Annotated in this window: 19 protein-coding genes and 2 pseudogenes; 9 read left to right on the forward strand and 12 right to left on the reverse strand. The window is 64.6% G+C overall.

The features are described 5' to 3' along the window. Nucleotides 1-29 precede the first annotated feature (29 nt). Together SO180_RS33100 and SO180_RS33105 are read left to right on the forward strand one after the other, a co-directional pair. Complete coding sequence (locus SO180_RS33100; protein ID WP_449383019.1) at nt 30-1,841, forward strand: chloride channel protein; 1,812 nt, start codon at nt 30-32, stop codon at nt 1,839-1,841. A gap of 223 nt (nt 1,842-2,064) precedes the next feature. After that, a complete protein-coding gene (locus SO180_RS33105) occupies nt 2,065-2,889 on the forward strand; it encodes a dihydrolipoyllysine-residue succinyltransferase component of 2-oxoglutarate dehydrogenase complex (protein WP_449383020.1) in 825 nt (274 codons plus the stop codon). A 61-nt stretch (nt 2,890-2,950) separates the two neighbouring features. On the opposite strand, the gene SO180_RS33110 is transcribed toward SO180_RS33105, so the two are convergent. Both SO180_RS33110 and SO180_RS33115 read right to left on the reverse strand, forming a co-directional pair. Further along, nucleotides 2,951-4,144, reverse strand: a complete 1,194-nt coding sequence (locus SO180_RS33110) for an MFS transporter (RefSeq protein ID WP_449383021.1) — start codon at nt 4,142-4,144, stop codon at nt 2,951-2,953. Nucleotides 4,145-4,206: 62 nt separating this feature from the next. Further along, a pseudogene (locus SO180_RS33115) lies at nt 4,207-4,467 on the reverse strand (DUF2798 domain-containing protein). Nucleotides 4,468-4,768: 301 nt separating this feature from the next. Between SO180_RS33115 and SO180_RS33120 the strand changes: the two are divergent. Continuing rightward, nucleotides 4,769-5,155 (forward strand): hypothetical protein, encoded by a 387-nt coding sequence (locus SO180_RS33120; protein ID WP_449383022.1) that lies wholly within the window; start codon nt 4,769-4,771, stop codon nt 5,153-5,155. Between the two features lie 43 nt (nt 5,156-5,198). Here the strand turns inward: SO180_RS33120 and poxB are convergent, their stop codons facing one another. Next, nucleotides 5,199-6,935 carry a ubiquinone-dependent pyruvate dehydrogenase gene (gene poxB / locus SO180_RS33125; RefSeq protein ID WP_449383023.1) on the reverse strand — a complete coding sequence of 579 codons (1,737 nt, stop codon included), beginning with the start codon at nt 6,933-6,935 and terminating at the stop codon, nt 5,199-5,201. A gap of 125 nt (nt 6,936-7,060) precedes the next feature. Next, the gene (locus tag SO180_RS33130; protein ID WP_449383024.1) at nt 7,061-7,279 is read right to left on the reverse strand and encodes a hypothetical protein; all 219 of its coding nucleotides are present in this window, start codon (nt 7,277-7,279) and stop codon (nt 7,061-7,063) included. A 230-nt stretch (nt 7,280-7,509) separates the two neighbouring features. Here SO180_RS33130 and SO180_RS33135 point away from each other — a divergent pair, with 230 nt between their 5' ends. The 4 genes from SO180_RS33135 to uraD all read left to right on the forward strand — a co-directional run bounded on the left by SO180_RS33135 (nt 7,510) and on the right by uraD (nt 10,128). Continuing rightward, nucleotides 7,510-7,791 (forward strand): hypothetical protein, encoded by a 282-nt coding sequence (locus SO180_RS33135; protein ID WP_449383035.1) that lies wholly within the window; start codon nt 7,510-7,512, stop codon nt 7,789-7,791. Nucleotides 7,792-7,878: 87 nt separating this feature from the next. Then, nucleotides 7,879-8,292, forward strand: coding sequence for a DUF3830 family protein (locus SO180_RS33140; RefSeq protein ID WP_027528380.1), 414 nt, complete (start codon nt 7,879-7,881; stop codon nt 8,290-8,292). Between the two features lies 1 nt (nt 8,293). Continuing rightward, nucleotides 8,294-9,229, forward strand: a complete 936-nt coding sequence (gene puuE / locus SO180_RS33145) for an allantoinase PuuE (protein WP_449383025.1) — start codon at nt 8,294-8,296, stop codon at nt 9,227-9,229. A gap of 11 nt (nt 9,230-9,240) precedes the next feature. Then, nucleotides 9,241-10,128 carry a 2-oxo-4-hydroxy-4-carboxy-5-ureidoimidazoline decarboxylase gene (gene uraD / locus SO180_RS33150; protein WP_449383036.1) on the forward strand — a complete coding sequence of 296 codons (888 nt, stop codon included), beginning with the start codon at nt 9,241-9,243 and terminating at the stop codon, nt 10,126-10,128. 18 nt (nt 10,129-10,146) lie between these two features. Here the strand turns inward: uraD and SO180_RS33155 are convergent. Both SO180_RS33155 and SO180_RS33160 read right to left on the reverse strand, forming a co-directional pair. Beyond that, nucleotides 10,147-12,717, reverse strand: a pseudogene (locus SO180_RS33155) (molybdopterin-dependent oxidoreductase); the annotation flags it as partial. After that, a complete protein-coding gene (locus SO180_RS33160) occupies nt 12,714-13,541 on the reverse strand; it encodes an FAD binding domain-containing protein (RefSeq protein WP_449383026.1) in 828 nt (275 codons plus the stop codon). The gene SO180_RS33160 and the pseudogene SO180_RS33155, both read right to left, overlap by 4 nt. Nucleotides 13,542-13,681: 140 nt before the next feature. Here SO180_RS33160 and SO180_RS33165 point away from each other — a divergent pair, with 140 nt between their 5' ends. After that, nucleotides 13,682-15,028, forward strand: a complete 1,347-nt coding sequence (locus tag SO180_RS33165) for an 8-oxoguanine deaminase (protein WP_449383027.1) — start codon at nt 13,682-13,684, stop codon at nt 15,026-15,028. 109 nt (nt 15,029-15,137) lie between these two features. Here the strand turns inward: SO180_RS33165 and SO180_RS33170 are convergent, their stop codons facing one another. The 4 genes from SO180_RS33170 to SO180_RS33185 all read right to left on the reverse strand — a co-directional run bounded on the left by SO180_RS33170 (nt 15,138) and on the right by SO180_RS33185 (nt 19,838). Beyond that, nucleotides 15,138-16,214 (reverse strand): BMP family ABC transporter substrate-binding protein, encoded by a 1,077-nt coding sequence (locus SO180_RS33170; RefSeq protein WP_449383028.1) that lies wholly within the window; start codon nt 16,212-16,214, stop codon nt 15,138-15,140. Between the two features lie 73 nt (nt 16,215-16,287). Then, nucleotides 16,288-17,205, reverse strand: coding sequence for an ABC transporter permease (locus tag SO180_RS33175; protein ID WP_449383029.1), 918 nt, complete (start codon nt 17,203-17,205; stop codon nt 16,288-16,290). Beyond that, entirely contained in the window at nt 17,192-18,283 is a 1,092-nt protein-coding gene (locus tag SO180_RS33180) for an ABC transporter permease (RefSeq protein ID WP_449383030.1), read from the reverse strand. The genes SO180_RS33175 and SO180_RS33180 overlap by 14 nt, the downstream gene beginning before the upstream one ends. Next, complete coding sequence (locus SO180_RS33185; RefSeq protein WP_449383031.1) at nt 18,267-19,838, reverse strand: ABC transporter ATP-binding protein; 1,572 nt, start codon at nt 19,836-19,838, stop codon at nt 18,267-18,269. The genes SO180_RS33180 and SO180_RS33185 overlap by 17 nt, the downstream gene beginning before the upstream one ends. Before the next feature lie 568 nt (nt 19,839-20,406). Between SO180_RS33185 and SO180_RS33190 the strand changes: the two genes are divergently transcribed. Beyond that, nucleotides 20,407-21,513, forward strand: a complete 1,107-nt coding sequence (locus SO180_RS33190; protein ID WP_449383032.1) for a hypothetical protein — start codon at nt 20,407-20,409, stop codon at nt 21,511-21,513. 190 nt (nt 21,514-21,703) lie between these two features. On the opposite strand, the gene SO180_RS33195 is transcribed toward SO180_RS33190, so the two are convergent. Both SO180_RS33195 and SO180_RS33200 read right to left on the reverse strand, forming a co-directional pair. Further along, nucleotides 21,704-22,189 carry a nucleoside deaminase gene (locus tag SO180_RS33195; RefSeq protein ID WP_449383033.1) on the reverse strand — a complete coding sequence of 162 codons (486 nt, stop codon included), beginning with the start codon at nt 22,187-22,189 and terminating at the stop codon, nt 21,704-21,706. Between the two features lie 13 nt (nt 22,190-22,202). Continuing rightward, nucleotides 22,203-23,593 (reverse strand): ABC transporter ATP-binding protein (locus SO180_RS33200; protein WP_449383034.1); only part of this gene is annotated, 1,391 nt, incomplete at its 5' end.

Below are 23,593 nucleotides of genomic sequence, written 5' to 3' on the forward strand. Positions count from 1 at the left end.
CATGGCCGCAGAATAGAAGAGCCTCGCCGGTGTTCGCGCGGATCAGGCACATCGTCGATCGCAAGAGATCGCACAAGGGATCGAACAAGGCATCGAACCGGATGCTGGTCCGCATCCGCGCCCTCCTGCGCAGCAATGAATTCTACCTGATCCCGCTCGCGCTTCTGATCGGCATCGCCACCGGCGGCGTCGTGACGCTGATGGCCGAGATCGCGCAGATCGCCCACGTCCTGATCTTCGGCATTCCCGTCGACGTGCGGCTGTCCGCCAACGCCTATGTCAACCCGTGGGCGGCGCTGAGCGCGCCCGCCCTTGGTGGCTTGGCGCTCGGGATGATGGAATGGTCGCGGCGGCGGCTGAAGATCTCCAGTGCCGTCGACCCGATCGAGGCCAACGCGCTGCGGGGCGGCAATCTGTCCCTGCGCGACAGCGTGGTGGTCTCGAGCCAGACGCTGATCTCCAACGGCTGCGGCGCCTCCGTCGGCCTCGAGGCCGGCTATACCCAGATCGGCTCCGGCATCGCCTCGCTGCTCGGTCAGTTCTTCAACCTTCGACGCAACGATCTCCGCCTGATCGTCGGCTGCGGCGCCGCGGCTGCGATCGCCGCCGCCTTCGGCGCACCGATCACCGGCGCGTTCTATGCCTGCGAGCTGATCGTCGGCGTCTATGCGGTCGGCAGCGCCGCTCCGATCCTGGCAGCCTCGCTCGCCGGCGCGTTGACCGCGCAGTGGCTCGGCGGCGCGCCGTACTCGATCGAGATACCGAAGGTGAGCACGGTCGGCATTGAGCAATATCTGGCGCTGATCGGGCTCGCGCTCGTCACCGGCGGCGTGGGCATAGCCGTGATGCGCTCGTCCTCGACGTTCGAGCGCCTGTTCGCTTGGCTACCGGTCTGGCTGCGCCCGGTAATCGGCGGCCTCATCGTCGGCTCCTTCGCGGTCGCCACCCCGCAGGTGCTGGCGGCCGGCCACGGCGCGATGGTGCTCGATCTGTTTCACGACATGACGATCGGCCTGATCGCGCTGATCATCGCCCTGAAGCTGACAGCCTGTCTGATCTCGCTCGCATCGGGCTTCCGCGGCGGCCTATTCTTCGCCTCGCTGTTCGTCGGCAGCCTGATCGGAAAATTCTTCGCCGCCGTGCTCTTGCTGATCAGCCCCAGTTTCGCGATCGATCCGCTGGTTGCGATGCTCACTGGCATGGCGACGCTCGGGGTCGCCATCGTCGGCGGTCCCCTGACGATGTCGTTCCTGGTGCTGGAGATGACGCGCAATGTCGACGTCACTGCCGTGGTGCTGGCGGGCTGTATCGTGACCTCGATCTGCGTACGCTTCATGTTCGGCCATTCGTTCTCGACCTGGCGCCTGCATTTGCGCGGCGAGACCATCCGCAGTGCCAACGACGTCGGCTGGCTGCGAAACCTCACGGTCGAGCGGATGATGCGCAGCGACGTCGGCAAGGTGCCGTCCTCGACGACGATTGCCGCCACACGGCGCGAATTCGCACTGGGCTCGCGGCCGGGCATCGTCGTCGTCAACAACGCCGACGAATATGTCGGCCTCGTCATGTTGCCCGACCTGTTCTCCAGCGACCTCGACACCATCGCCGACGACATCCAGGTGATCGAGCTCGCCCGCTACACCGACATCGTGCTGATCCCGGAAATGAACATAAAAAGCGCGATGGCGGTGTTCGACGAGGCCGAGGCGGAGATGCTCGCGGTGGTCGAATCCGCCGATAGCCGCAAGGTGATCGGCTTCCTCACAGAGACCTTCGCCCGCCGCCGCTATGTCGAGGAGATCGACAAGGCCACGCGCGGCGTGCTGGGCGCGTTGTCGTAGCGCGTAGCGGTATTGGAGGAGGGGTGCCCGCGGCGTTCGTCTCGACCCGGCCCCACACTTTCCATGATGGGGTCTTGCTTTAGACAAACCGCGTCGGCGATGATCAGCCAAGCGGAAATGCGAAGAACGTCCTTCGGGGCGACATTGGGCTGGGGTAGGAGCGCCAATGAATTCCGTGTCAAACCCGACACAAGCCGAGCCACATTTTGCGCTGTCCGCGCGAATGGACCAAGAGCTCACGCATACGTACGAGAAGATCAGAAGCGTGGATGAAGAGATCGCGCGGGCCAGCGAGCAGCTTTCCAGGCTGGAGCGCGAGGAGCGCGATGACACGCGCAGCCGCCCGTCGCGCCGCCGGCCAGTGCTTCGCGGCCTGGTCGGCCTCGTGCTGGCCGCGGGTATTGGCACCGCGGCCCTGGTCTCGCAATCATCCCACGGTGATCAACTCAGGCAGGTGATCGCCGGCTGGGCACCGCTGCATGCTGCACTATCATCACCCTCGCAAGCAGAGCCCGTGCTTGCCGCGCAGCCCGGCCCGCCGGCTGTTCAGCTGGCCCAGGCATCACCCGCATCGCCGCAACCGGAGCCTCCCGCTCAGGCCGTCCCGGAGGCGGTCGCGCCGACCGTGACCGCGCTTCCTCCGCAGGTGACGGAATTGCTCGAGAAGATGGCGAGCGATCTCGCCAACGTGCAGCAGGGCATCGAGCAGCTCAAGGCAAGCCAGGCCCAATTGAAAGCGAACCAGGAGCAAATGTCGGCCGACAGCCTCAGGGTTGCCGACGAGTTGAAAGCGAGCCAGGAGCAAATGGCGCGTCTTGTCGCCAAAACGCCCGATACCAGGACGCCGGTCAATGCGGCTGACCAGGCGGCGGGAAAGACTGTTCACCAGGCGTCCGATTCGAACACGCGCCCGAAGACGGCCGCTGCTGCCGTGCCTCCGCCGCACCCGGTTCCGGCTTCGTCACGCAAGCCGGCCCAGGCCGCTCCCACCCCGCCTGCGGCTGCCCGGCGGCCGTCTCCAGTGCAACTGGAGTCCGCACAACAATAGTCGTCGGGACGGCTGTTTATCTCGGCCCTCGTACGCCGTCCTTGGGGATCGAGGGCCGATCTCACTCCAGTCGGTCGACCTGGCGCAGGATTGGGAACAGCTTCATCCACAACAGCGCCACTGCGATGGTGCCGATGCCGCCGAGCAATGCAGCCGGCATCGCGCCGAGCAGGGCAGCGACCATGCCGCTCTCGAATTCGCCGAGCTGGTTCGAGGCGTTGATGAAGAGGAAGTTGACGGCGCCGACGCGGCCGCGCATTGCATCGGGTGTCGCGAGCTGTACCAGCGCGACGCGGACGATGACGCTGATCGTGTCGGCCGCGCCCATGGCCATCAGCGCAGCGATCGACAGCCACACGGTTTGCGACAGCGCGAAGACGATGGTGGCTAGCCCGAACGCAATCACCGCCTGGAACATCCGCAGGCCCGCGCGACGCGCGATCGGATAGCGCGCGATCACCGCCGTCATCAGAAGCGCGCCGACGGCCGGCGCTGCCCGCATCACGCCGAGCGCCCATGGAATGTCCTTGGCATAGATCGGAAGCAGCGCGGTCGCGCCGCCGAGCAGCACGGCGAACAGATCGAGCGAGGTCGTGCCGAGGATCGCGGGATTGCTGCGCACGAACGCAAGGCCCGCGAACAATTCCGCGAGGTTCGGCGGCTCGGAGTCGGCGGAACGTTCGAGCTCGATCGCGCCGACGAGCATTCCGGCCAGCAGCGAGCATAGCGCCATGATGCCGTAGGGCGCGCCCGGTGCGAGTGCGTAGGCGAACCCCCCGAGCGCGGGACCCGTGATCGTGGCGAACTGCCGTGTGCCGGTCGCCATGGCGGTCGCGCGCTGGAGCATGCCATCCGGTGCGACGCCCGGCAGCAGCGCAGAGGAGGCCGGGCTTTCGAAGGCGCCGGCGAACCCGAGAATGGCAAGGACCACGAAGATCTCCGGCGCCGTCACCGTTCCCGCGAGCGCCCGTACGCCGAGCCAGGCTGCAGCCAAGGCCTGCATGACCTGGCAAAGCTGAACGATGCGGCGGCGGTCGTAGCGATCGAGAATTGCGCTCGGGATGAACTGCACGAGGCCCGCCATGCCGAGGTAGAAGGCGCTGCCGGTCAGCTCATAGATCTGCCAGCCCAAGGCGACGGTGGCGATGTTGTGAGCGAATTCCGAGAATGTGTTGGAGCCGATATAGAGCAGCAGCGGGCGATGCCGGGTCAGCGTCTCCGGATTTGCGGCAGAAGCCGTTTGGTCTGAAGTCATTTGATCCAGGTTCATGCGAGGTAAGCGCGGGGGACGGCGGGCGCTGCCGCGATCCTCGCCGGTTAGCGGGGCGAGTCCGCGGAGGGGGCGACCACGAAGGCGACGACGATCCGGCGGACCAGTGCCAGGACCACCAGCAACGTCGGAAAGGCGACGAGCCACGACAGACCCTAGGCCGCCGGCCACGTCACCAGGAAGAGGGGGGTAGGTCCAAGGCTCTTCAGAGTTGAAATGGTCGACACCACGGCCGTCATGAGGATGGAAAGCACCAATGGCATGACGACAGGCGCATAGCGCGGCGGCAGTTTGCGAACCGCAATCATCTGATCTCTTTGGGAAAAGGACGCGACAGTCACGTTGAACCCTGAAAAATGCATCGATCCCGACCACGTCGGTTGATGCGTTGGTTCACGTGTAACGCTTGCGGCGCCGAAGAACAGCGCGCCGGTTTGATAACGGCCCCGCTGAAATCGATCAAGCCGGATTTTGCCAGGCAGCTTTACAATCGTTCAAATTGGCGCGGCGGATTGCCGCGATCAGGCAACCACATCGCTGGGTTGTGGGTTATGTATCGTTTGCATATCTGCAAATTTGGTTCTTTGAGCGCGAACAGAGGATGCTCAGATGACGGATAAAGCCATGATGTCCTTGAAGAGCAGGAGCGTCCTGCTGGCCACGCTCGCTGGCCTCGTCCTTGTCGCGGCGCCGGTGGTGCCCTCGGCTGCCGAGTCACGCACGTCACTTTCGAAGGCTGCCACAGTGGCCCCGGCTTCCGCCGCTGCGACCGACTTCAGCGCCGCACGGCGCCGCTATTACCGTCGCGGACCGAGCGCCGCCGGCCTCGCCTTCATGGGCGCGGCGACCGGCATGATCGCGGGTGCGATCGCCGAGCAGCGCCGGCGGGACTACTATGAGAACAACTATTACTATGGCCCGGGTCCGTATTACGGCCCCGGCTATTCCGGCGGCGGTCCCTACTATGGTGGTCCGCGCTACTATCAGCCGTACTGATCACAAGGGCCTGCCGCCAGAGCTCGCGTGGACAAGCGCGTCTCTAGCGAGGTAACAGGTTCGTCTTGGCGAGATCGAGAACTTCGTCGCCGCGGCCATTCATGACGGCACGCAGGACCCAGAGACTGAAGCCCCTGATCTGCTCCGGGGTGATAGTCGGCGGCATAGAGAGCTCCTGCTTGGCGGTGACCACATCCAGGAGTGCCGGTCCGTTATGCGTCAGGATCTCCTGCATCGCGCCCGGGAGCTCGCCCGGGTCCTCGACGCGACGACCCATGATGCCCATGGCGCGCGCCATCGCCGCAAAGTCGGGATTCTCCAGATCGACGTTGGTGTCGACGAAGCCTGCAGCCTTCATCTCGAGCGCGACGAAACCGAGGACGCCATTGTTGAAGACGACGACCTTCACAGGCAGCTTCATCTGGGTGAGCGTGATGAGGTCGCCCATCAGCATGGTGAAGCCGCCGTCGCCCGATAGCGAAATGACCTGACGTCCCGGCTGTGCCGCCTGCGCGCCGATCGCCTGCGGCATGGCGTTGGCCATGGAGCCGTGCACGAATGATCCGATCAGCCGGCGGCGTCCGTTCATCTGCACATAGCGGGCCGCCCAGACGGTCGGCGTGCCAACATCCGCGGTGAACACCGCATCGTCCGCCGCATGATCGCTGATGACCTTCGCGAGATATTGCGGATGGATCGGCTTGCGGCCCGGGGTGCCCTCCGCGAGCGCGTCGAGGCCCTCGCGCGCCTTCTTGTAATGCGCAATCGCATTGTCGAGGTGCCGCCGCTCGGTCTTGACCTTCAACAGCGGCAGCAGCGCCTCGATGGTCAGCCTGACGTCGCCGACCACGCCGAGGTCGAGCTTGCAGCGTCGGCCGAGATTTTCCGGCCTGATGTCGATTTGCGCGATTTGGCAGTCAGTCGGGAAGAACTGCTTGTAGGGGAAATCAGTGCCCAGCATCAGCAGCACGTCGCAGGCATGCATCGCTGCATAACCGGACGAGAAGCCGATGAAGCCGGTCATGCCGACGTCATAGGGATTGTCGTATTCGACATGCTCCTTGCCGCCAAGCGCGTGCACGATTGGGCTCTTCAAGGTCTCGGCCATCCGCATCAGCGGTGCGTGCGCGCCGGCGCATCCCCGGCCGCAGAACAGCGTGACGCGCTCCGTTCCGTTCAAGAGAGACGCCAGCGCCTCCAGTTCGTTGGTCTCGGGCACGATCTTTGGTGGGGACAGCGCCAGGCCCCGCGCGGTCGCCAGAGCACGCTGAGGTGGCGCGCGAAACGCGACGTCGCCAGGTATGGCCACGACCGCAACTCCGCGCAGTCCGACCGCCGCGCGGATGGCGTTTTCCAGCACGTAAGGCAGTTGGCTTGGATCCGAGATCAGCTCGCAATAGTGGCTGCACTCCTGGAATAGATTTTGCGGATGAGTCTCCTGAAAATAGCCGCCGCCGATCTCGGCCGAGGGAATCTGCGCTGCGATTGCGAGCACCGGAACGCGGCTGCGATGGGCATCGAACAGACCATTGACGAGATGCAGATTGCCCGGTCCGCAGGAGCCGGCGCATACTGCAAGGCTGCCCGTCATCTCGGCCTCGCCTGCGGCGGCAAACGCTGCGACTTCCTCGTGCCGCACATGCACCCACTCAATGGTGCCACGGCGGCGCAGCGCTTCCGTGAGGCCGTTGAGGCTGTCACCGACGATGCCATAGATCCGCTTGACACCCGCCTGCTCGAGCGTTGCCACGAAGAGGTCGGCCACGTTGTTGATCGCCATCACGTTCTCCCGGTATCGCTGGTGTTGTCGCGTTTATCCTTCGAGGCTCCCCATACGGCGCGTTGCGCCCCCGGCTCGCTCCTCGGGATGACGGATCTGGCAGTATGGTCGTGCGAGCCTAGCAATCACCGCCCTGCGGGCGCCGAGAGCGCGCCGGTCGAGTAGCGCCACCAGTCGACTTCGCGTGGCTCGGTCGGCCAGACGGCAGCGCTGGAGTCGCGGAAGGACTGGGTAGCGGGGACGGGGGCCTTGCGGGGGTGGTGGCGCTGACTTGCTGAGGCCGTCTGGATCGTCAGGGACGCGAGCAGCGTCGTGGCGAGCACGGTCAGTGTTGTTGTTCGCATCATTGGTCTCCCTAGTCGGACGCCGCCCGAGAGAAATGTCTCGTGCCGGTGTCGCCGCTTTTCGGAGATGGCGATGCGTCTCGCCGAATATCACGGTTTCGGCCATCACGAAGCGGCGAGCCAAAATTTTAGTCGCGGCTAAATATTCGGCAATGGCGCGGATGGTCCTGATGGACTTGGCGAGCACGATCCGCTTGAATGGGGACCAGTTGATGTATCGAGCCACACCGATGTGGAAATATTTACTGGTCTTGGCGCTGGTGGCCTCGCCCACCGCAGCGCAGATGAAGCAGCCGCCGAAAGCCGCGACGGCGGTGCGCCCCGACCCTTGCGCGCCGGTCGGGCGTACCGCGGACGGCAAGCTGGTCTATTCCATGAAATGCGAGAACCTGCCGGCGCCGTCGTCACCTCCGCCGCAGGCGGAACTGAAGGAGGTGGCCCCGCCGGCGGCCGAGGCTGAGCCGGAAACGCGGCGGAGCGGCATTTTCGGCTGGTCTTATGACCGCAGGTGACGCCCCACTTGCGTTGGTCCTGCTGGGATGCTCTTTGCGTGAAGGTTCCCCGTGGAGGGCCAAAGCCTTCCCACCTAGAGAGATGAGATGAGCAAACTCGTTATTCGCGCCGGCGATTTCACCTTTGATGCCCGCTTCGAGGAGCAACTGGCGCCGAAGACCGTCGCCGCATTCCGTAAAGCCATGCCGTTCGAAAGCCACATCATCCACGTGCGCTGGAGCGGCGAGGGCGTGTGGATGCCGCTCGGCGACCTCGATTTCGGCGTCGGCTACGAGAACCACACCAGCTATCCCGCGCCGGGCCAGATCATCCTCTATCCCGGTGGCATCAGCGAGACCGAGATCCTGCTCGCCTATGGTGGCGTGCACTTTGCAAGCAAGATGGGCCAGCTGGCCGGTAATCACTTCATCACGCTGACGTCGGGTCTTGAGAATCTGGCGACGCTGGGCAAGAGCGTGCTGTGGAAGGGCGCCCTGCCGATCCGCTTCGAGGAAGTCTGAGTTGCCAGAACCCCGCTATCCCCGTGATCTGCGCGGCTATGGCCGCAACCCGCCGCATCCGCATTGGCCGGGCGGGGCCCGCGTCGCGGTGCAGTTCGTCGTCAACTTCGAGGAGGGCGGGGAGAACAACATTCTGCACGGCGACCGCGCCTCGGAAGCGTTCCTGTCCGACGTGCTGGGCGCGCAGCCCTGGCCCGGCCAGCGCCATGCCAACATCGAATCGATGTTCGAATATGGGTCGCGCGCGGGCTTCTGGCGGCTGTGGCGGATGTTCACGATGCGCAAATTGCCGACCACTGTGTTTGGCGTTGCCACGGCGCTGAAACGCAATCCGGAGATCGTCGCCGCGATGCAGGAGGCGGGCTGGGACATCGCCAGCCACAGCCTGAAATGGATCGAGCACAAGGACATGACCGAGGCGCAGGAGCGCGCCGAGATCACTGAGGCCATCCGCGTGCATACCGAGGCGACCGGCGCGCGGCCACTCGGCTGGTACACCGGTCGATCCTCGATCAACACCAACCGGCTGCTGATGGAAGAGGGCGGCTTCCTCTATCTCTGCGACTCCTATGCCGACGATCTGCCCTATTGGGTCAAGGGCTCCGGCCGCAAGCAGCTCATCATCCCCTATACGCTCGACAATAACGACATGCGCTTCATCAACGCGCAGGGCTTTGCGGAGGGCGAGCAGTTCTTCACCTATCTGAGGGATGCCTTCGACGTGCTCTATGCCGAAGGCGAGAGCGCGCCGAAGATGATGTCGGTGGGCCTGCATTGCCGCCTGGTCGGTCGTCCCGGCCGCGCGGCGGGATTGATGCGCTTTCTCGACTATATCGGCGGGCACGAGCACGTTTGGGTGCCGACCCGACTGCAGATCGCGCGTCATTGGCACGATAATCTCGCCCATCTCGCCGACGATGCGTTCGAGATTGGTTGAGGCGGGCGGCGATGTCGCAACTGTCTCTGTCCGATCTCAACGCTGCAAGCAAAGCCGACTTCGTCGCGGCGCTCGCCAACATTTTCGAGCACTCGCCATGGATCGCCGAGCGCGTCGCGGATCAGCGGCCGTTTGCCGGGGTCAATCAGTTGTTCGCGGCGATGACGGCGGCGGTCGAAAGTGCCGTGGCAGAGCTGCGACTCGCGCTGATCAAGGCGCATCCTGATCTCGCCGACAAGACGCAACGTGCGGCAGGTCTTACCGCAGACTCCAATGCCGAGCAGAACAGCGTCGGGCTCGACCGCCTGTCCGACGCCGAATACACGGCGTTCGAACGCGTCAACAATGCCTATCGCGCAAAGTTCGGCATCCCCTATATCGTCTGCGTGCGCCGCCATACCAAGGATTCCATCCTGCGCGATTTCGAGCAGCGGCTGCCGAACGACGCCGAGACCGAGACAGGGCGCTCGATCGCGGAGATCTGCCGCATCGCTGCGTTGCGGCTCGACCAGCACGTAGTCGCCGATGATCGCCTGAAGGTCCACGGCCGGCTCTCGACCCATGTGCTCGACAATCACAGCGGCAAGCCTGCGCCGGGCATCGCGGTCGAGCTTGTCGAGCTCGCTTCTCTCGGCGAGAGCCGCGTCATTGTGCGCGCCGTCACAAATCACGATGGCCGTACCGACCAGCCGCTGATCGGCGGCCGGCCCTTGCCGATCGGCCGCTACGAGCTCCGCTTCAGCGTCGGCAAATATTTTGCCACGCGCGGCGTGCCGATGTCGGACCCGCCGTTCCTCGACGAAATTCCGCTGCGTTTTGCGATCAGCGAGCCCGAGGGCCACTACCACGTGCCGCTGCTGGTCACGCCCTGGAGCTATTCGACCTATCGCGGGAGCTAGGCTGTCTCTTATACACATCCCGATCGTATCGGACGTCTCGGCGAACAGCACTTCCGTGCGCGGCACATCGGCGAAGGAGGGCAGGTGATAGTCGCGGAATTTGGCGTTGATGATGCGCCCCTGCGCGTCGATCACCATCTCCTCATACATTGCCGCCCCCAGAGCCTGCGCTACGCCGCCCTCGACCTGGCCGCGGCATTGCATGGGATTGGCAACGACGCCGGCATCGGCCGCCTGCACGCTCCTGAGAATCTTCAACTCGCCCGAGGCCTTGTTCACCGCCACGCGAAAACCCTGCACGTTGAACGCGACCGAGCGCGGCGTGCCCTGGGAATTGCCGCTCGCCGCGAGCACCTCGTCTTGCTCCTGCGCGTTCCTCGCGAGATCAGCAAAGGAGATCCGCCTGACACCGCTGACGACAGAATTGTCGTCAAGCGTGCAAATCGCGGCATCGCACAGCCATGCCTCGGCGGCCGCCGCCTTCAACATGCTCGCAAGACGCTCCGCCGCCGCCTGCGTTGCCTTGCCGGCGACGAAAATGCCGGCGCTGCCATAGGCGCCGGTGTCGTGGCCGCCATGCGCTGTGTCGGATTGCTTGAGGTCGATGTTGTCGACGGTGGTCGCGAGCGCGCTGGCCGCGATCTGCCGGTGCACCGTGCTGGTGCCGTTACCGAACTCGGCGGTGCCGACGGTGAGATCGAAGCTGCCGTCGCCGTTGAGCGTGATCATCGCGTCCGCGATATGCCCGGCCGGCGGCACGGTGTCGATCATGGTCAGCGCAATGCTCTCGCCGATCAGCCAGTCCGCCGACAAATCCGGTTGAGGCGCATCCGCCTGCATCGCGCGCTCGACCAGATCGAGGCACTGGTCGAGCCCGTAGGAGCCATAGGCGACGTCGTGATATTCCGACGGGGGTGGCGACAGCATGGGATCGCCGGGCCTGACGACGTTGCGGCGGCGGATATCGTATGGGCTGATGCCGAGCTGCCTTGCCAGTTCGTCGATCGCCGACTCGACCGCGAGCAATGCCTGCGGCAGGCCGTAGCCGCGATACGCGCCAGCCGGCACCGTGTTCGTGTAGACGACGACGCCATCGACCCTCTTGTTCGGGCAGTTGTAGACGCTGATGGACTCCCCCACCGCGTGGAACATCACCGCTCCGCCGTGATTGCCGTAAGCTCCGGTATTGGAGAGCAGGTCGAGCTGGAGCGCGGTCAGCCTGCCGTCCGCATCGGCACCGGCCTTGACGCGGACACGCATCGGATGTCGCGTCGAGGTCGCGATGAACTGCTCCTCGCGCGTCAGCTCGAGTTTCACAGGGCGCCCCGTCTTCAGCGCGGCGAGCGCCAAAATGTCCTCGACGAACATCTCCTGCTTGCCGCCAAAGCCGCCGCCGACCCGCGCGCAGAACACGCGCACCTTGTCCATGGGAAGATCGAAAATGTTCGACAGCGCGCGGCGAGTGAGGAACGGCACCTGCGTGCTGGTGCGGACATTGAGGACGCCGGACGCATCGAGCCAGGCCAGGCCGCCATGCGTCTCCAGCGCAGCATGCTGCACGCGCTGGCTAGCGAAAGTTCCCTCGTAACTGACGGCCGAAGCTGCGAACGCCGCCGCAACGTCACCGAACTCGCCATGGATCTCCGCCACGATGTTGCGCTGTGCGTTCGCGACGCGATGTTCGATGCTGCGATCGGGATGCACGAGCGGCGCCCCGAGCGCCATCGCCTGCTCCGGGTCGATCACCGCGGGCAGGATGTCGTAGGCCACCTTCAGCCGGCGGCACGCTTCCTCCGCGGCAGCCTCGCTTTCCGCCACGACGGCGGCGACCTTTTGGCCGATGAAGCGGACGATATCATCGAGGACGCGCGTATCCTCCGGGTCCATCCAGTCCTTCTCGTGCCGCGCGGTCGAGAACAGCCGGTCGGGCACGTCCTCATGGGTCAGCACCGCGTGGACGCCGGGAACGTCCAGCGCGGCCGTCTTGTCGATTGCGACGATCCTCGCATGCGCATGCGGCGAACGCAGGAGCTTGATGTGGAGGAGGCCCTGGATCTCGGTGTCGAAAGTGTAGCGCGCCTCGCCGCGCACGATGTCGGGTCCGGCCGGCGCGGGAAGGCTGCGGCCGAACGCGCCGCCGGCCTCCACGGCATCGTCGACATTGGTCTTGCCGTCGAGCGCATCCGCGATCGCGCGATAGCCGGTGCAGCGGCAGATGTTGCCCTTCAGCGCCGCGCCGAGATCGGTGCGCTGCGCCTGGTTCAGCGACGCGCAGGTCAGGATCATGCCGGCGGTGCAGAAGCCGCATTGAAACCCCTGGGCGTCGAGAAAGGCCTGCTGCATCGGATGCGTGCCGCCGTCGCCGCCAAACCCTTCGATGGTGGTGATCGCGCGGCCCTCGGCGCGGAAGGCCGGGATCAGACAGCTATGCACCGGCTCGCCATCGAGCAGCACCGTGCAGGCGCCGCAATCGCCGGCGTCGCAGCCCTTCTTGACGCCGAAATGGCCGAGCTCGCGCAGGAAGGTTCGAAGGCATTGGCCCGCGCGTGGGTGTTCCGAAAACGGCTTGCCGTTGATCTCGAAGCTCATGGCCGCGCGCCATCCAGCAATTCGCGACGAATCTCCTCGGCAAGGTGCAGCGTCATATGCTTGCGCCAGAACGGCTTGCCGTGGACGTCGTCATGATAGAGGCCGTCGATGATCTCGGTCACGATGGCTGCGCGCAATGCGTTCGCATCGGGCGGCTTCGGGAGGGACAGTCGGATCGGGCGCACGGTCGATGCAGTCACCGTCAGGTTCAGTCCACCATCGTCATCGAGGCTGCCGATCAACAGCGCCGCGGAGCGGCCGACCGGCGTCAGCGAGATCTGGCGGAACGCCGAACGGCGCTTCAGTGCGGATAGGGGGATATCAATCTGCCGCAACAGATCGCCCGGCATCAGGCGGTTGCGCTGATTGCCGGTGATGAAATCGAGAACGGGAAGCTTCTGCTCGCCGCCGCCGGCCTTCCAGATCGTGCAAATGCCGTCGAGTGCTGACGTCAGCGAGATCATTGGACCTGCTGGCAGCGACATGCAGAGATTGCCGCCGACCGTTGCCGTCTTCCAGATCTTGAACGAGGCGAGGAAGGCGCGGCAGCATTGGCTGATCAGCGGTGCGGCGACCCAGTCGAGCGGACAGGTCAGCGCATCGAGCTCTGCGATGGTGCAGGTTGCCGCGATCGTCAGATAGGTGTCGGTGATGGTCAGTGCCGGCCATTTCAGGTCGGTGAGGTCGATCAGGCGGGACAGGTGGGCCTGCGGCTCCGAGAACAGCCAGGTTCCGCCCGCGAGCCAAGCATCACCTGCCGTCCAAACGGGCAGTTGCGCGCGGCTCTCCGGATGGGCCACCGACGTGATGGTATTCAAGTCCATGAGTACGCCAACGCCTTGAATCGGATCGATCGCTTGAAATGGAGTCTTGCAAGTCCGGAGCCAAGTCGCAACAAGGATGCAAGCAACTAACCTTCGCCTTGCGGGCGAGAATGCCGGCCGACGTCAGGAGAAACGGGATCATGGATAACGCAAAGCCGGTCTGGATCAAGGATCCGCTCGCCATCCTCGCCGATGGGGCCGAGCGCGGCATCGTGGTGCAGGATGGGCTGATCGTCGAGCTTGTGCCCGCTGGCGGTAAGCCCGCAGCGGACGCCGCGGTGTTCGAAGCGGGCGAACATGTCGTCCTGCCCGGTCTTATCAATACGCATCACCACTTCTACCAGACGCTGACACGCGCGCTGCCGGCGGCGATGGACCGCGAGTTGTTTCCCTGGCTCAAGGCGCTCTATCCGGTCTGGGCACGGATGACACCGGAGGCACTCCAGCTCGGCGTCACCGTGGCGATGTCGGAGCTGCTGCTGTCGGGCTGCACCACCACGACTGATCATCACTACGTCTTCCCGGCGGGCCTTGAAGATGCGCTCGACATCGAGGTCGCCGTTGCCAAGCGGCTCGGCGTGCGGGTGCTGCTCACGCGCGGTTCGATGAACCTGTCGCAGCGCGACGGCGGCCTGCCGCCTGATAGCGTGGTGCAGGACGAGGACACCATCCTCGCCGACAGCGCGCGGGTGGTCGCAAAGCATCACCAGCGCGGTGCGGATGCGATGGTGCAGATCGCGTTGGCGCCATGCTCGCCATTCTCGGTGACGACGTCGCTGATGCGCGCCACCGCCGATCTCGCCGACAAACTTGATGTTCGCCTGCACACGCATCTTGCCGAGACCGAGGACGAGAACAGGTTTTGCGAACAGATGTATGGCTGCCGCCCGCTCGATTATCTCGAGCAGTGCGGCTGGCTCAATGCGCGGACCTGGCTCGCCCACGGCATCTTCTTCAACGCCGAAGAGATGAAGCGGCTCGGCAAGGCCAAGACCACCATCAGCCACTGCGCCTGCAGCAACCAGCTTCTCGCGTCGGGCTGCTGCCCGGTCTGCGAGATGGAGGACGCCGGCGTCGGCATCGGACTCGGGGTCGATGGCTCGGCCTCCAACGATGCGTCCAATCTGATGCAGGAGGTGCGTTCCGCGTTCCTGCTCCAGCGAGCGCGTTATGGAGTGACGAGGATCAGCCACAAGGACGCGCTGCGCTGGGCGACCAAGGGCTCGGCCGCCTGCGTCGGCCGCCCCGAGCTCGGCGAGATCGCCCTCGGCAAGGCGGCGGATCTGGCGCTGTATCGGCTGGATGAATTGCGCTTCTCGGGCCACGGCGATCCGATTGCGGCAGTCGTGCTCTGCGGCGCGCATCGGGCCGATCGGGTGATGGTCGCGGGCAAATGGGCCGTGGTCGACGGGGCAATCCCGGGGCTGGATATCGCCGATTTGATCCGCCGCCACAGCGCTGCGGCCCGCGCGATGCAGGCAGGTTAGGCAGGTAGGATAGAGAAGAGGGGGCAACCACCATTGCCGGGTATTGGTGGCTACCCCCTCCGAACCTCCTCCGGGAGGAGCAGGTGATTTTAGCAATGCAAGAAGCGTGCTACTTGCCCGGCACCTTGTCGTCGATGCCCTTGACGTAGAAGTTCATGCCGAGGATCTGGCCGTCATCGAGGTGATCGCCGCCCTTGCACTCGACTTCCTTGCCGTCCTGCCCGACGACCGGGCATTTGAACGGATGCAGCTTGCCTGACGTGATCGCGGCTTGGGCATCCTCTGCCATCTTTTTCACGTCGTCGGGCATGTTGGTGTAGGGCGCCATCGCGAACATGTGGCTGTCGAGCCCGCCCCAGGTGTCCTCGGACTTCCAGGTGCCGTCGAGTTCGGCCTTGACGCGCGCGATGTAGTAGGGACCCCAGGTATCGAGGATCGAGGTGAGCTGCGCCTTGGGCCCGAACTTGATCATTTCGGAATCCTGGCCGAAGGCGAGCTTGCCGCGCTCGGCAGCGATCTGCATCGCCGCCGGCGAATCCGTGTGCTGCATGATAACGTCGGCGCCCTGGTCGAGCAGCGCCTTGGCGGCGTCGGCCTCCTTACCCGGATCGAACCAGGTGTTGGCCCAAATGATCTTGACCTTGATGTTCGGGTTGATGGTCTGCGCCGCGAGGATCGTCGCGTTGATGCCGGAGACGACCTCGGGAATCGGGAACGAGCCGATATAGCCGAGCACACCGGTTTTCGACATCTTGGCGGCGATCAGGCCCTGGATGTACCGCCCCTGATACCATTTCGACGAATAGGTCGACATGTTCTTGTCGCGCTTGTAGCCGGTGGCGTGCTCGAAATGCACGTTCGGATATTTCTTCGCGACCTTCAGCGTCGGGTCCATGTAGCCGAAGGACGTGGTGAAGATCAGCTTGTTGCCGGCGCGGACGAGCTGCTCGATGGCGCGCTCGGCGTCCGGGCCCTCGGGAACATTCTCGAGATAGGTAGTCTCGATCTTGTCGCCCAATTCCTTCACGAGCGCCTCGCGCGCCTGCTCGTGCTGATATGTCCAGCCGAGATCGCCAATCGGGCCAAGGTAAATGAAGCCGACCTTCAGCTTGTCGGCAGCGGAGGCGGCGCCAATGCTTCCGGCAAGCAAGAGCCCGGCAGCCAGCGCAAGAAGTGTTTTCCTCATCATCAATCTCCAAACAGTCGGGGAAAGCCACACCGCAACGTGCGCGCCCCATCGCGCACGAAGCGGAAGTCCATCAACGATCGGGCACGAACACGGTGCCGAGCGCGGCCGGCGCGGTCGATCCGCCGGTGCGTGCGCGCGACAAGAGAACCAGGACGATCACGGTTGCCAGATACGGCAGCGCCGACATGAACTGCGAGGGAATGCCAATGCCCCAGCCCTGAGCGTGCAGTTGCAGGATGGTCACCGCGCCGAACAGGTAGGCGCCGACGACGAGGCGCCCCGGCCGCCACGATGAGAACACGACCAGCGCGAGCGCGATCCAGCCGCGGCCAGCAGTCATGCCGGGAATGAAGAACGGCGTGTAGGCGAGCGGCAGATAGGCACCGGCAAGTCCCGCGCAAGCGCCGCCGAACATCACCGCAAGGGTGCGGATGCGCAGCACGGGATAGCCGAGCGCATGCGCGGAGACGTGGTTGTCGCCGCAGGCGCGCAGGATCAGCCCGGCTCGCGTCCGATAGAGGAACCACCATACGCCGACGATCAGCGCGATCGAGAGATAGACGAAGGCATCCTCGCCGAACAGCACGCGGCCGATCAGCGGAATGTCGGTGAGGATGGGAATGTAGAGATGCGGCGCCGGCGTGATGCGCTCGCCGACGAAGCCGGCACCGATCAGGCCCGAGAGCCCGATGCCGAGGATGGTCAGCGCGAGCCCGGTCGCAACCTGATTGACCGCGAGACCGAGCGCCATCAGCGCGAAGACCAACGACATCAACGTACCCGCAATGATGCCGCAGATTGCGCCAATGATGATCGAGCCCGTGAGCCACGCACCCGCAAAGCCGCAGGCCGCGCCCATGATCATCATGCCTTCGACGCCGAGGTTGAGGACGCCGGAACGCTCGGTCACGAGCTCGCCCGTCGCCGCGATCAGCAGCGGCGTCGAGGCGGCAAGCACCGACAGGATGATGGCTTCAACCAGTTCCACGGGCCACCTGACGGTTCGGGAAGACCAGCCGGAAACGGTAGAGGATCAGGGAATCGCAGGCGAGCACGTAGAACAGCAAAATCCCCTGGAAAACCTTGGTGACATCAAGCGGGATCTTCATTGCGATCTGGGCCTGCTCGCCCCCGATGAAGGTCAATGCGAGAAAAAGGCCTGCAATTAATATTCCAATCGGATTCAACCGGCCGAGGAAGGCGACGATGATGGCGGTAAATCCGTAACCGGGCGAGATGCCGGGTTGGAGATGCCCAACCGGGCCGGCAACCTCGATGATGCCGGCAAGACCGGCCAGCGCGCCTGAGACGGCGAAGGTCAGGATGATCAACTGGTTGGCGTTGAAGCCGCCGAACCGCGCCGCGCGCGGCGCAGCGCCGACCACGCGGATCTCGAAGCCCTTGATGGTTCGTCCCAGCAGCACCGCCGCTGCCGCTACGATCAGGAGTGCGATGATCGAGCCGAGATGTAGCCGCCCGCCTTCGATCAGCACCGGGACTGTCGCCACGGGATCGAATTCCGCAGTGGTTGGGAAATTGAAACCGTGCGGATCGCGCCACGGGCCACGGACGAGATAGTCGAGGAAGAGGTCGGCGACATAGACCAGCATCAGGCTGGTCAGGATTTCGCTGGCGCCGAATTTCACCTTGCAGATGGCCGGGATCAGGGCGTAGAGCGCGCCGGCGACGGCACCAAGCAAGAGCATCGCCGGCAGCACCCAGACCCCGGCGTCCGTGCCTTGCGTCTTCACCGCGATCCAGCTTCCGGCGACTGCGCCAATCAGGAACTGGCCCTCGGCGCCAATGTTCCAGGCATTGGCGAGATAGCAGAGCGACAGCCCGATCGCGATCATCACCAGCGGCGTCGCCTTCACCGCGATCTCCTGGAGCGAGTAGCCGTCGGTCAATGGTGCGATGAAGTACGCATGGAGAGCAAGGAGCGGATTCTTGCCGAGGACCGCGAACAGGATGCTCATCGTCACGATCGTCAGGCCGATCGCGATCAGCGGCGAGACCAGCGCGATCGTGTTGGAGCGCTCGGTGCGCTTCTCAAGCACGAGCTGCATGCGCGACCTCCTTCTGGTCCAGGCTGCTGCCGCCCATCAGCAGGCCGAGCTTTTCACGCGTCGCTTCGCTGGCCGAGAGCGGCACCGAGAGCCGGCCGTGGAACATCACCGCGATACGGTCGGCGATCTCGGCGAGCTCGTCGAGATCCTGGCTCGTCACCAGGACGGCCGCGCCGCTGGCGGCGAGATCCAGCAGCGCCTGGCGGATGATGGCAGCCGCGCCTGCATCCACGCCCCAGGTCGGCTGACTCACCACCAGCACGGCCGGGTTGCGCAGGATCTCGCGGCCGACGATGAATTTTTGCAGATTGCCGCCGGAGAGGCTTGCCGCTTCCGGATCGCGCTTGGCCTTGCGTACGTCGAAGGTCTCGGTCGCCTTGTCGACCGTTTTCAACGTCGCCGCCGTATCGATGAAGCCGTGCCTGACCATGCCGCTGGCGGCGTGGCCCGTCAGCAATGCGTTCTCCGACAATCGCATGCGCGGCGCGGTGCCATGGCCGAGCCGCTCTTCGGGCACGAAGGCCGCGCCCAGCTTGCGGCGCTGGGTGATCGACAAATGGCCGGCGGCGATGCCTTCGATCACCACCGTGCCGGGATCCTTCGACAACCTCTCGCCCGACAGGGCGGCGAAAAGCTCGTCCTGGCCGTTGCCAGCGACGCCTGCGATGCCGAGGATCTCACCGCCCTTGAGCTCGAGCGAGATGTGCTCGAGGCGCACGCCGTGCGGCTCGTCGGGCACAAGCGTGAGATCGTTGACGACGAGCCGCGGCACAGTGGTCTGCCTGCCAGTCGCGGCCCTGACCTCCTTGATCTCGCCGCCGACCATCATGCGCGCGAGCGAGGCCGCCGTCTCTTGCCGCGGATTGCAGGTCGCGACCTTCTTGCCACCGCGCAGGATGGTGGCAGTGTCGCACAGCCGCTTCACCTCTTCGAGCTTGTGGCTGATATAGAGGATTGCGCGGCCTTCCGCCTTGAGGCGTTCGAGCACGATGAATAGCTGGTCGGCCTCCTGCGGCGTCAGCACGGCGGTCGGCTCGTCCAGGATCAGGAATTTGGGATTTTGCATCAGGGCGCGCACGATCTCGATGCGCTGCCGCTCGCCGACCGACAATTGCCAGACCTCGCGCTTTGGATCGAGCGGCAGGCCGTAGGTCCTCGAAACCTGTTCCAGCCGCGCCGACATGTCCTTGTAGGACTCCTTGCCGTCGAGCCCGAGCGCGACGTTCTCGGCGACGGTGAGATTCTCGAATAGCGAGAAATGCTGGAACACCATGCCGATGCCGCGGCTGCGGGCTTCCGACGGGCCGGACAGCACGATGCGCTCGCCCTGCCAGCGAATCTCGCCGGCGCTTGGCTGGATCAGGCCGTAGATCGCCTTGACCAGCGTCGACTTGCCGGCGCCGTTCTCGCCAAGCAGGGCGTGGATCTCTCTGGGGAAGATATCAATGTCGATCGAGGCGTTGGCGAGGAAGTCGCCATAGCGCTTGGTGAGCCCGATCGTCTGGAGCAGCGGTGGCTCCCCGGTATGCGGGCTGTTGGGCATCGCGTCTGACATTCGCCGTCACGTGGGTCGAGTAAAGTGCCTCTGCCTCAATAGTGGGCTAGTTTGATCCGCCGCGTAAGTAGCGAAAAAACGTCATGCCTTGCTCAACGCTTCGGCAAACGAGAGGATTCGCCATCCATTCGCGATTCTCGAGCGACAGTTCTAGCGAGTCCGTAGTTATGCGGTAAGTGTCTGTTGCAAATTTGTGACGGTTCAAGCCCAATCGGAACCGCCCTGTGCAGCCTTGATGCCAAGTTGGGCAACCGACGCGTTTCGCTTTGTACGCTTTGCGCAGACGCGGCGACGCCGCGGGTCCGGGCTCAGCGAATCGGTTTTTGCCGCGCACAAAAGGCAAAGAAAAACAATCGGGAAACTCTGGCAGGGGCTCGCGCAACGCGCGCAAGCGAAGCGCGTTGCCGGGCATCGAAGCGAGCGAAAAAGTCCTGATCCTCACGCGCCTTCTGCCGAAACCTGCAGCAGGCGCTGAAACAAGTTGAGGCTTCTCACCTCCAGGGAACGGCGCAAGTGTCGCACCCGACGGGGCTTGATTTCTAAAGCTTCAATTTTGGGGGTGTTCAGGATGTCGTTTCGTTTCACGGCAATTGCAGCAACGGCGCTGTCTCTTGCTACGCTAGCCACCGGCGGCTTGGCTCACGCGGCGGACCTTCCAGTCAAGGCCGCCAAGAAGACAACGGACCTTCCGTTCTTCCTGGTGATCGACGACCGGGTGTCGTTCTCGTATATGCCGAAGGGCACCGACCCCGGCATGTGGAGCGTGCGCCCGGATGGTTCGATCGACGGCAAGACGCCCAAGCAGGTCTACTCCTTCACCCACTTCGATCTCTGGGCCTACGGCACCAACTTCTTCACCATCTCGATGTTCAAGTCGGGTCATAACGACCCCGCCAGCCCTTGCGTTGCGCCCGGCGTGACCATCACCGGCGGCGCTGCCGACTGCGCCGGCGCGACCGAGATCTACGGCCTGTTCCGCTCGACCTTCGGCTGGAACGAACTATTCAACACCAAGGCCTTCACCGCCGGCCCGCTGCACAACGTCTCGTTCGAAGTCGGTATGGACGGCAACACCGAGAACAACTTCCTTGCGCCCGCCAAGCGCGACGTCGTCGCCGGTCTGCAGTTTGCCTTCGATCTTCCCTACAAGGGCTACATCAACGTCGCGCCCTTGATGTACTGGGAGTTCTCGAACCACAACGCCTTCACCCAGTGCGGCCTGTTCGTCGCCGGACCTGCGGGCGTCGTCTGTAACTCGGACGGCAATGTCAGCTACAATCCGACCTGGGCGGTCGAAATCAACTACTACATGGACCTCGGCTTCCTGCCGCCGAACATGCAGTACTGGTCGATCAGCGGCCGTGCCGGATGGTATGGACCAAAGGGCGACTCGAACGGCCTTCCTGCGCTCTCGGGCGTCGGCCGGTTCTCCACCGCGTCCAAGACCGAGCTGAACAGCGAACCGATCCGCCTGACCTTCGACGCCTCGAAGGCGGCGTGGGGTGACAAGTACTCGCACTTCGTCGATCTCTGGGTCGCCTATCGCTACTGGGAGAACAAGTTCGGCCTCGATCACAACGCCATGCCCGGCGTCTGCACCGTCGCCGCCACCGGCCAGAGCACCAAGAGCTGCACCGAGTCCACGGTCTATGGCGGTGTCACTGTGAAGTTCTGATCGGTTGAAGTCTTCCAAGGTTCGGATGGCGCCGTGCAGGAATGCGCGGCGCCATTTGGGGGTTTTGGCGGAGAATCATAGGGTGGGCAAAGCGAAGCGTGCCCACCACTTCTGCTCTATTGCATTCAGATGGTGGGCACGGCGCGAGGGCGCCTTTGCCCACCCTACGAGTCCGAGTTTGTGGAGATTGCTACCTCGTCCACACGCCGTCGTGCAGGGCTTCGGCTTCGTTTTCCAGGAGCGGGCCGACGACCTCGGTTCGCCGCTGGCCGCTGACAAAGACCTCGCGGCAGGGCAGATCGAGGGTCGGGTTCTCCGGGTGGTTGCCGGTGACGCCGCGCAGGCGGTGTTCGCTGAGCCCATAGACCACGCGGCCGATGCCGGCCCAGTAGATCGCGCCGGCGCACATCGCGCAGGGCTCGGCGGAGGAGTAGAGCGTCGCCTTGGCGAGCACCTCACGACCCAGCGTCCGGCAGGCCTGCGTGGCGGCGAGGCGCTCGGCATGCGCGGTGCCGTCATGGTCCGGCATGTAGCCGTTTTCGGCCTCGATCAACACCTTGCCGTCCGCGTCGACCACGAGGCAGCCGAACGGGTGGTTGCCATGGGTGAGGGAGCGGCGAGCTACCTCAAACGACAGGCGCAAGAAGTGCTCGTCGCGTTCCGATGCGCCGCTCATCGCTGCTCCGCTGTTAGTGTCCCGCCATGTGACGGCCGACCACGGTGAGGTCGGCTTCGCTGGTCCGTGCTTCATACACGAATTCGCCGTGGAACATCACAACCAACCGGTCGGACAGCTCGAGCAATTCGTCGAGATCCTCGCTGACCAGCAGAACCGCCGCGCCGCGATTGCGCGCGGCCATGATCTCGGCGTGGATTTGCGCCACCGCCGCGAAATCGAGGCCGAAGCAGGGATTGGCCGCGATCAGCACTTCGACGTCGCCGCCGAGCTCGCGCGCCAGCACCGCGCGCTGCACATTGCCGCCTGACAGCGCCGAGATCGGCGTCTCCGGCGTGCGCGTCTTGATCTTGTATTGCGCGATCTTCTTTCGGGCGTCGTCGCGGAATGCGCCGCGGTTGAGCCACCAGCCGAGGCTCGCAAAGGGCGCGCGGTCGAATTCGCGGAAGGCGATATTGTCGGCGACGCTCATGCCGCCGACGCAGGCGTTCTTGAGCGGTTCCTCCGGCAATAGTGACATCTTGTGCTGGCGCATCTCCTCGCGGCGTGCGTGATAGGGATCGCCGGCGACGCGGATTTCGCCGCTCTCGGCGTCGCGCTGGCCGGCCAGCACCTCGACGAGCTGGCGCTGGCCGTTGCCGGAGACACCGGCGATACCGACGATCTCGCCGGCGCGTACCGTAAGGGAAACGTCGTGCACTGCGATCGCGCCGGCATCGTCGCGTGCGCGGACCTTTGCCAGCTCCAGCCGCGCCTGGCCTGTTTCGCCGGTGCGCGGCGGCTGCACGGTCAACTCTTCGGCGCCGATCATGGTGCGCGCCATGGCGTCGGGCGTGAGCTCGGCAACCTTGCCTTGGCCGGCGAGCTTGCCGCGCCGCAGGATCGTCACCTCGTCGGCGAACGCCATGACCTCGCGGAACTTGTGCGTGATCATCAGGATCGTCAGCTCGCCCCTGACCACCATGTCGCGGAGCATGCCGAGTACCTCGTCGGCTTCGGCCGGCGTCAGTACGGAGGTCGGCTCGTCCAGGATCAGGAAGCGCCGCTTCAGATAGAGCTGCTTGAGAATCTCGCATTTTTGCCGCTCGCCGGCGGAGATGTCGGAGACTTTTGCGTTGAGCGGCACCTTGAACGGCATCCGCGCCAGAAACGCTCCAAGTTCCTTCTTCTCCTTACTCCAATCCACCACTGCCGGAACGTCGTCGCGCGCGAGCACGAGATTCTCGGCAACCGTCATCGCCGGCACGAGGGTAAAATGCTGGTAGACCATGCCGAGCCCGAGCGCGTGGGCATCCCTGGGATTGCCGATCGCCTGCTGGCGGTCGCCGATCAGGATGTCGCCTTCGGTGGCGTGGTAGTAGCCCATGATGCATTTGACGAGCGTCGACTTGCCCGCGCCGTTCT

It is taken from the genome of Bradyrhizobium sp. UFLA05-112, assembly GCF_053572325.1.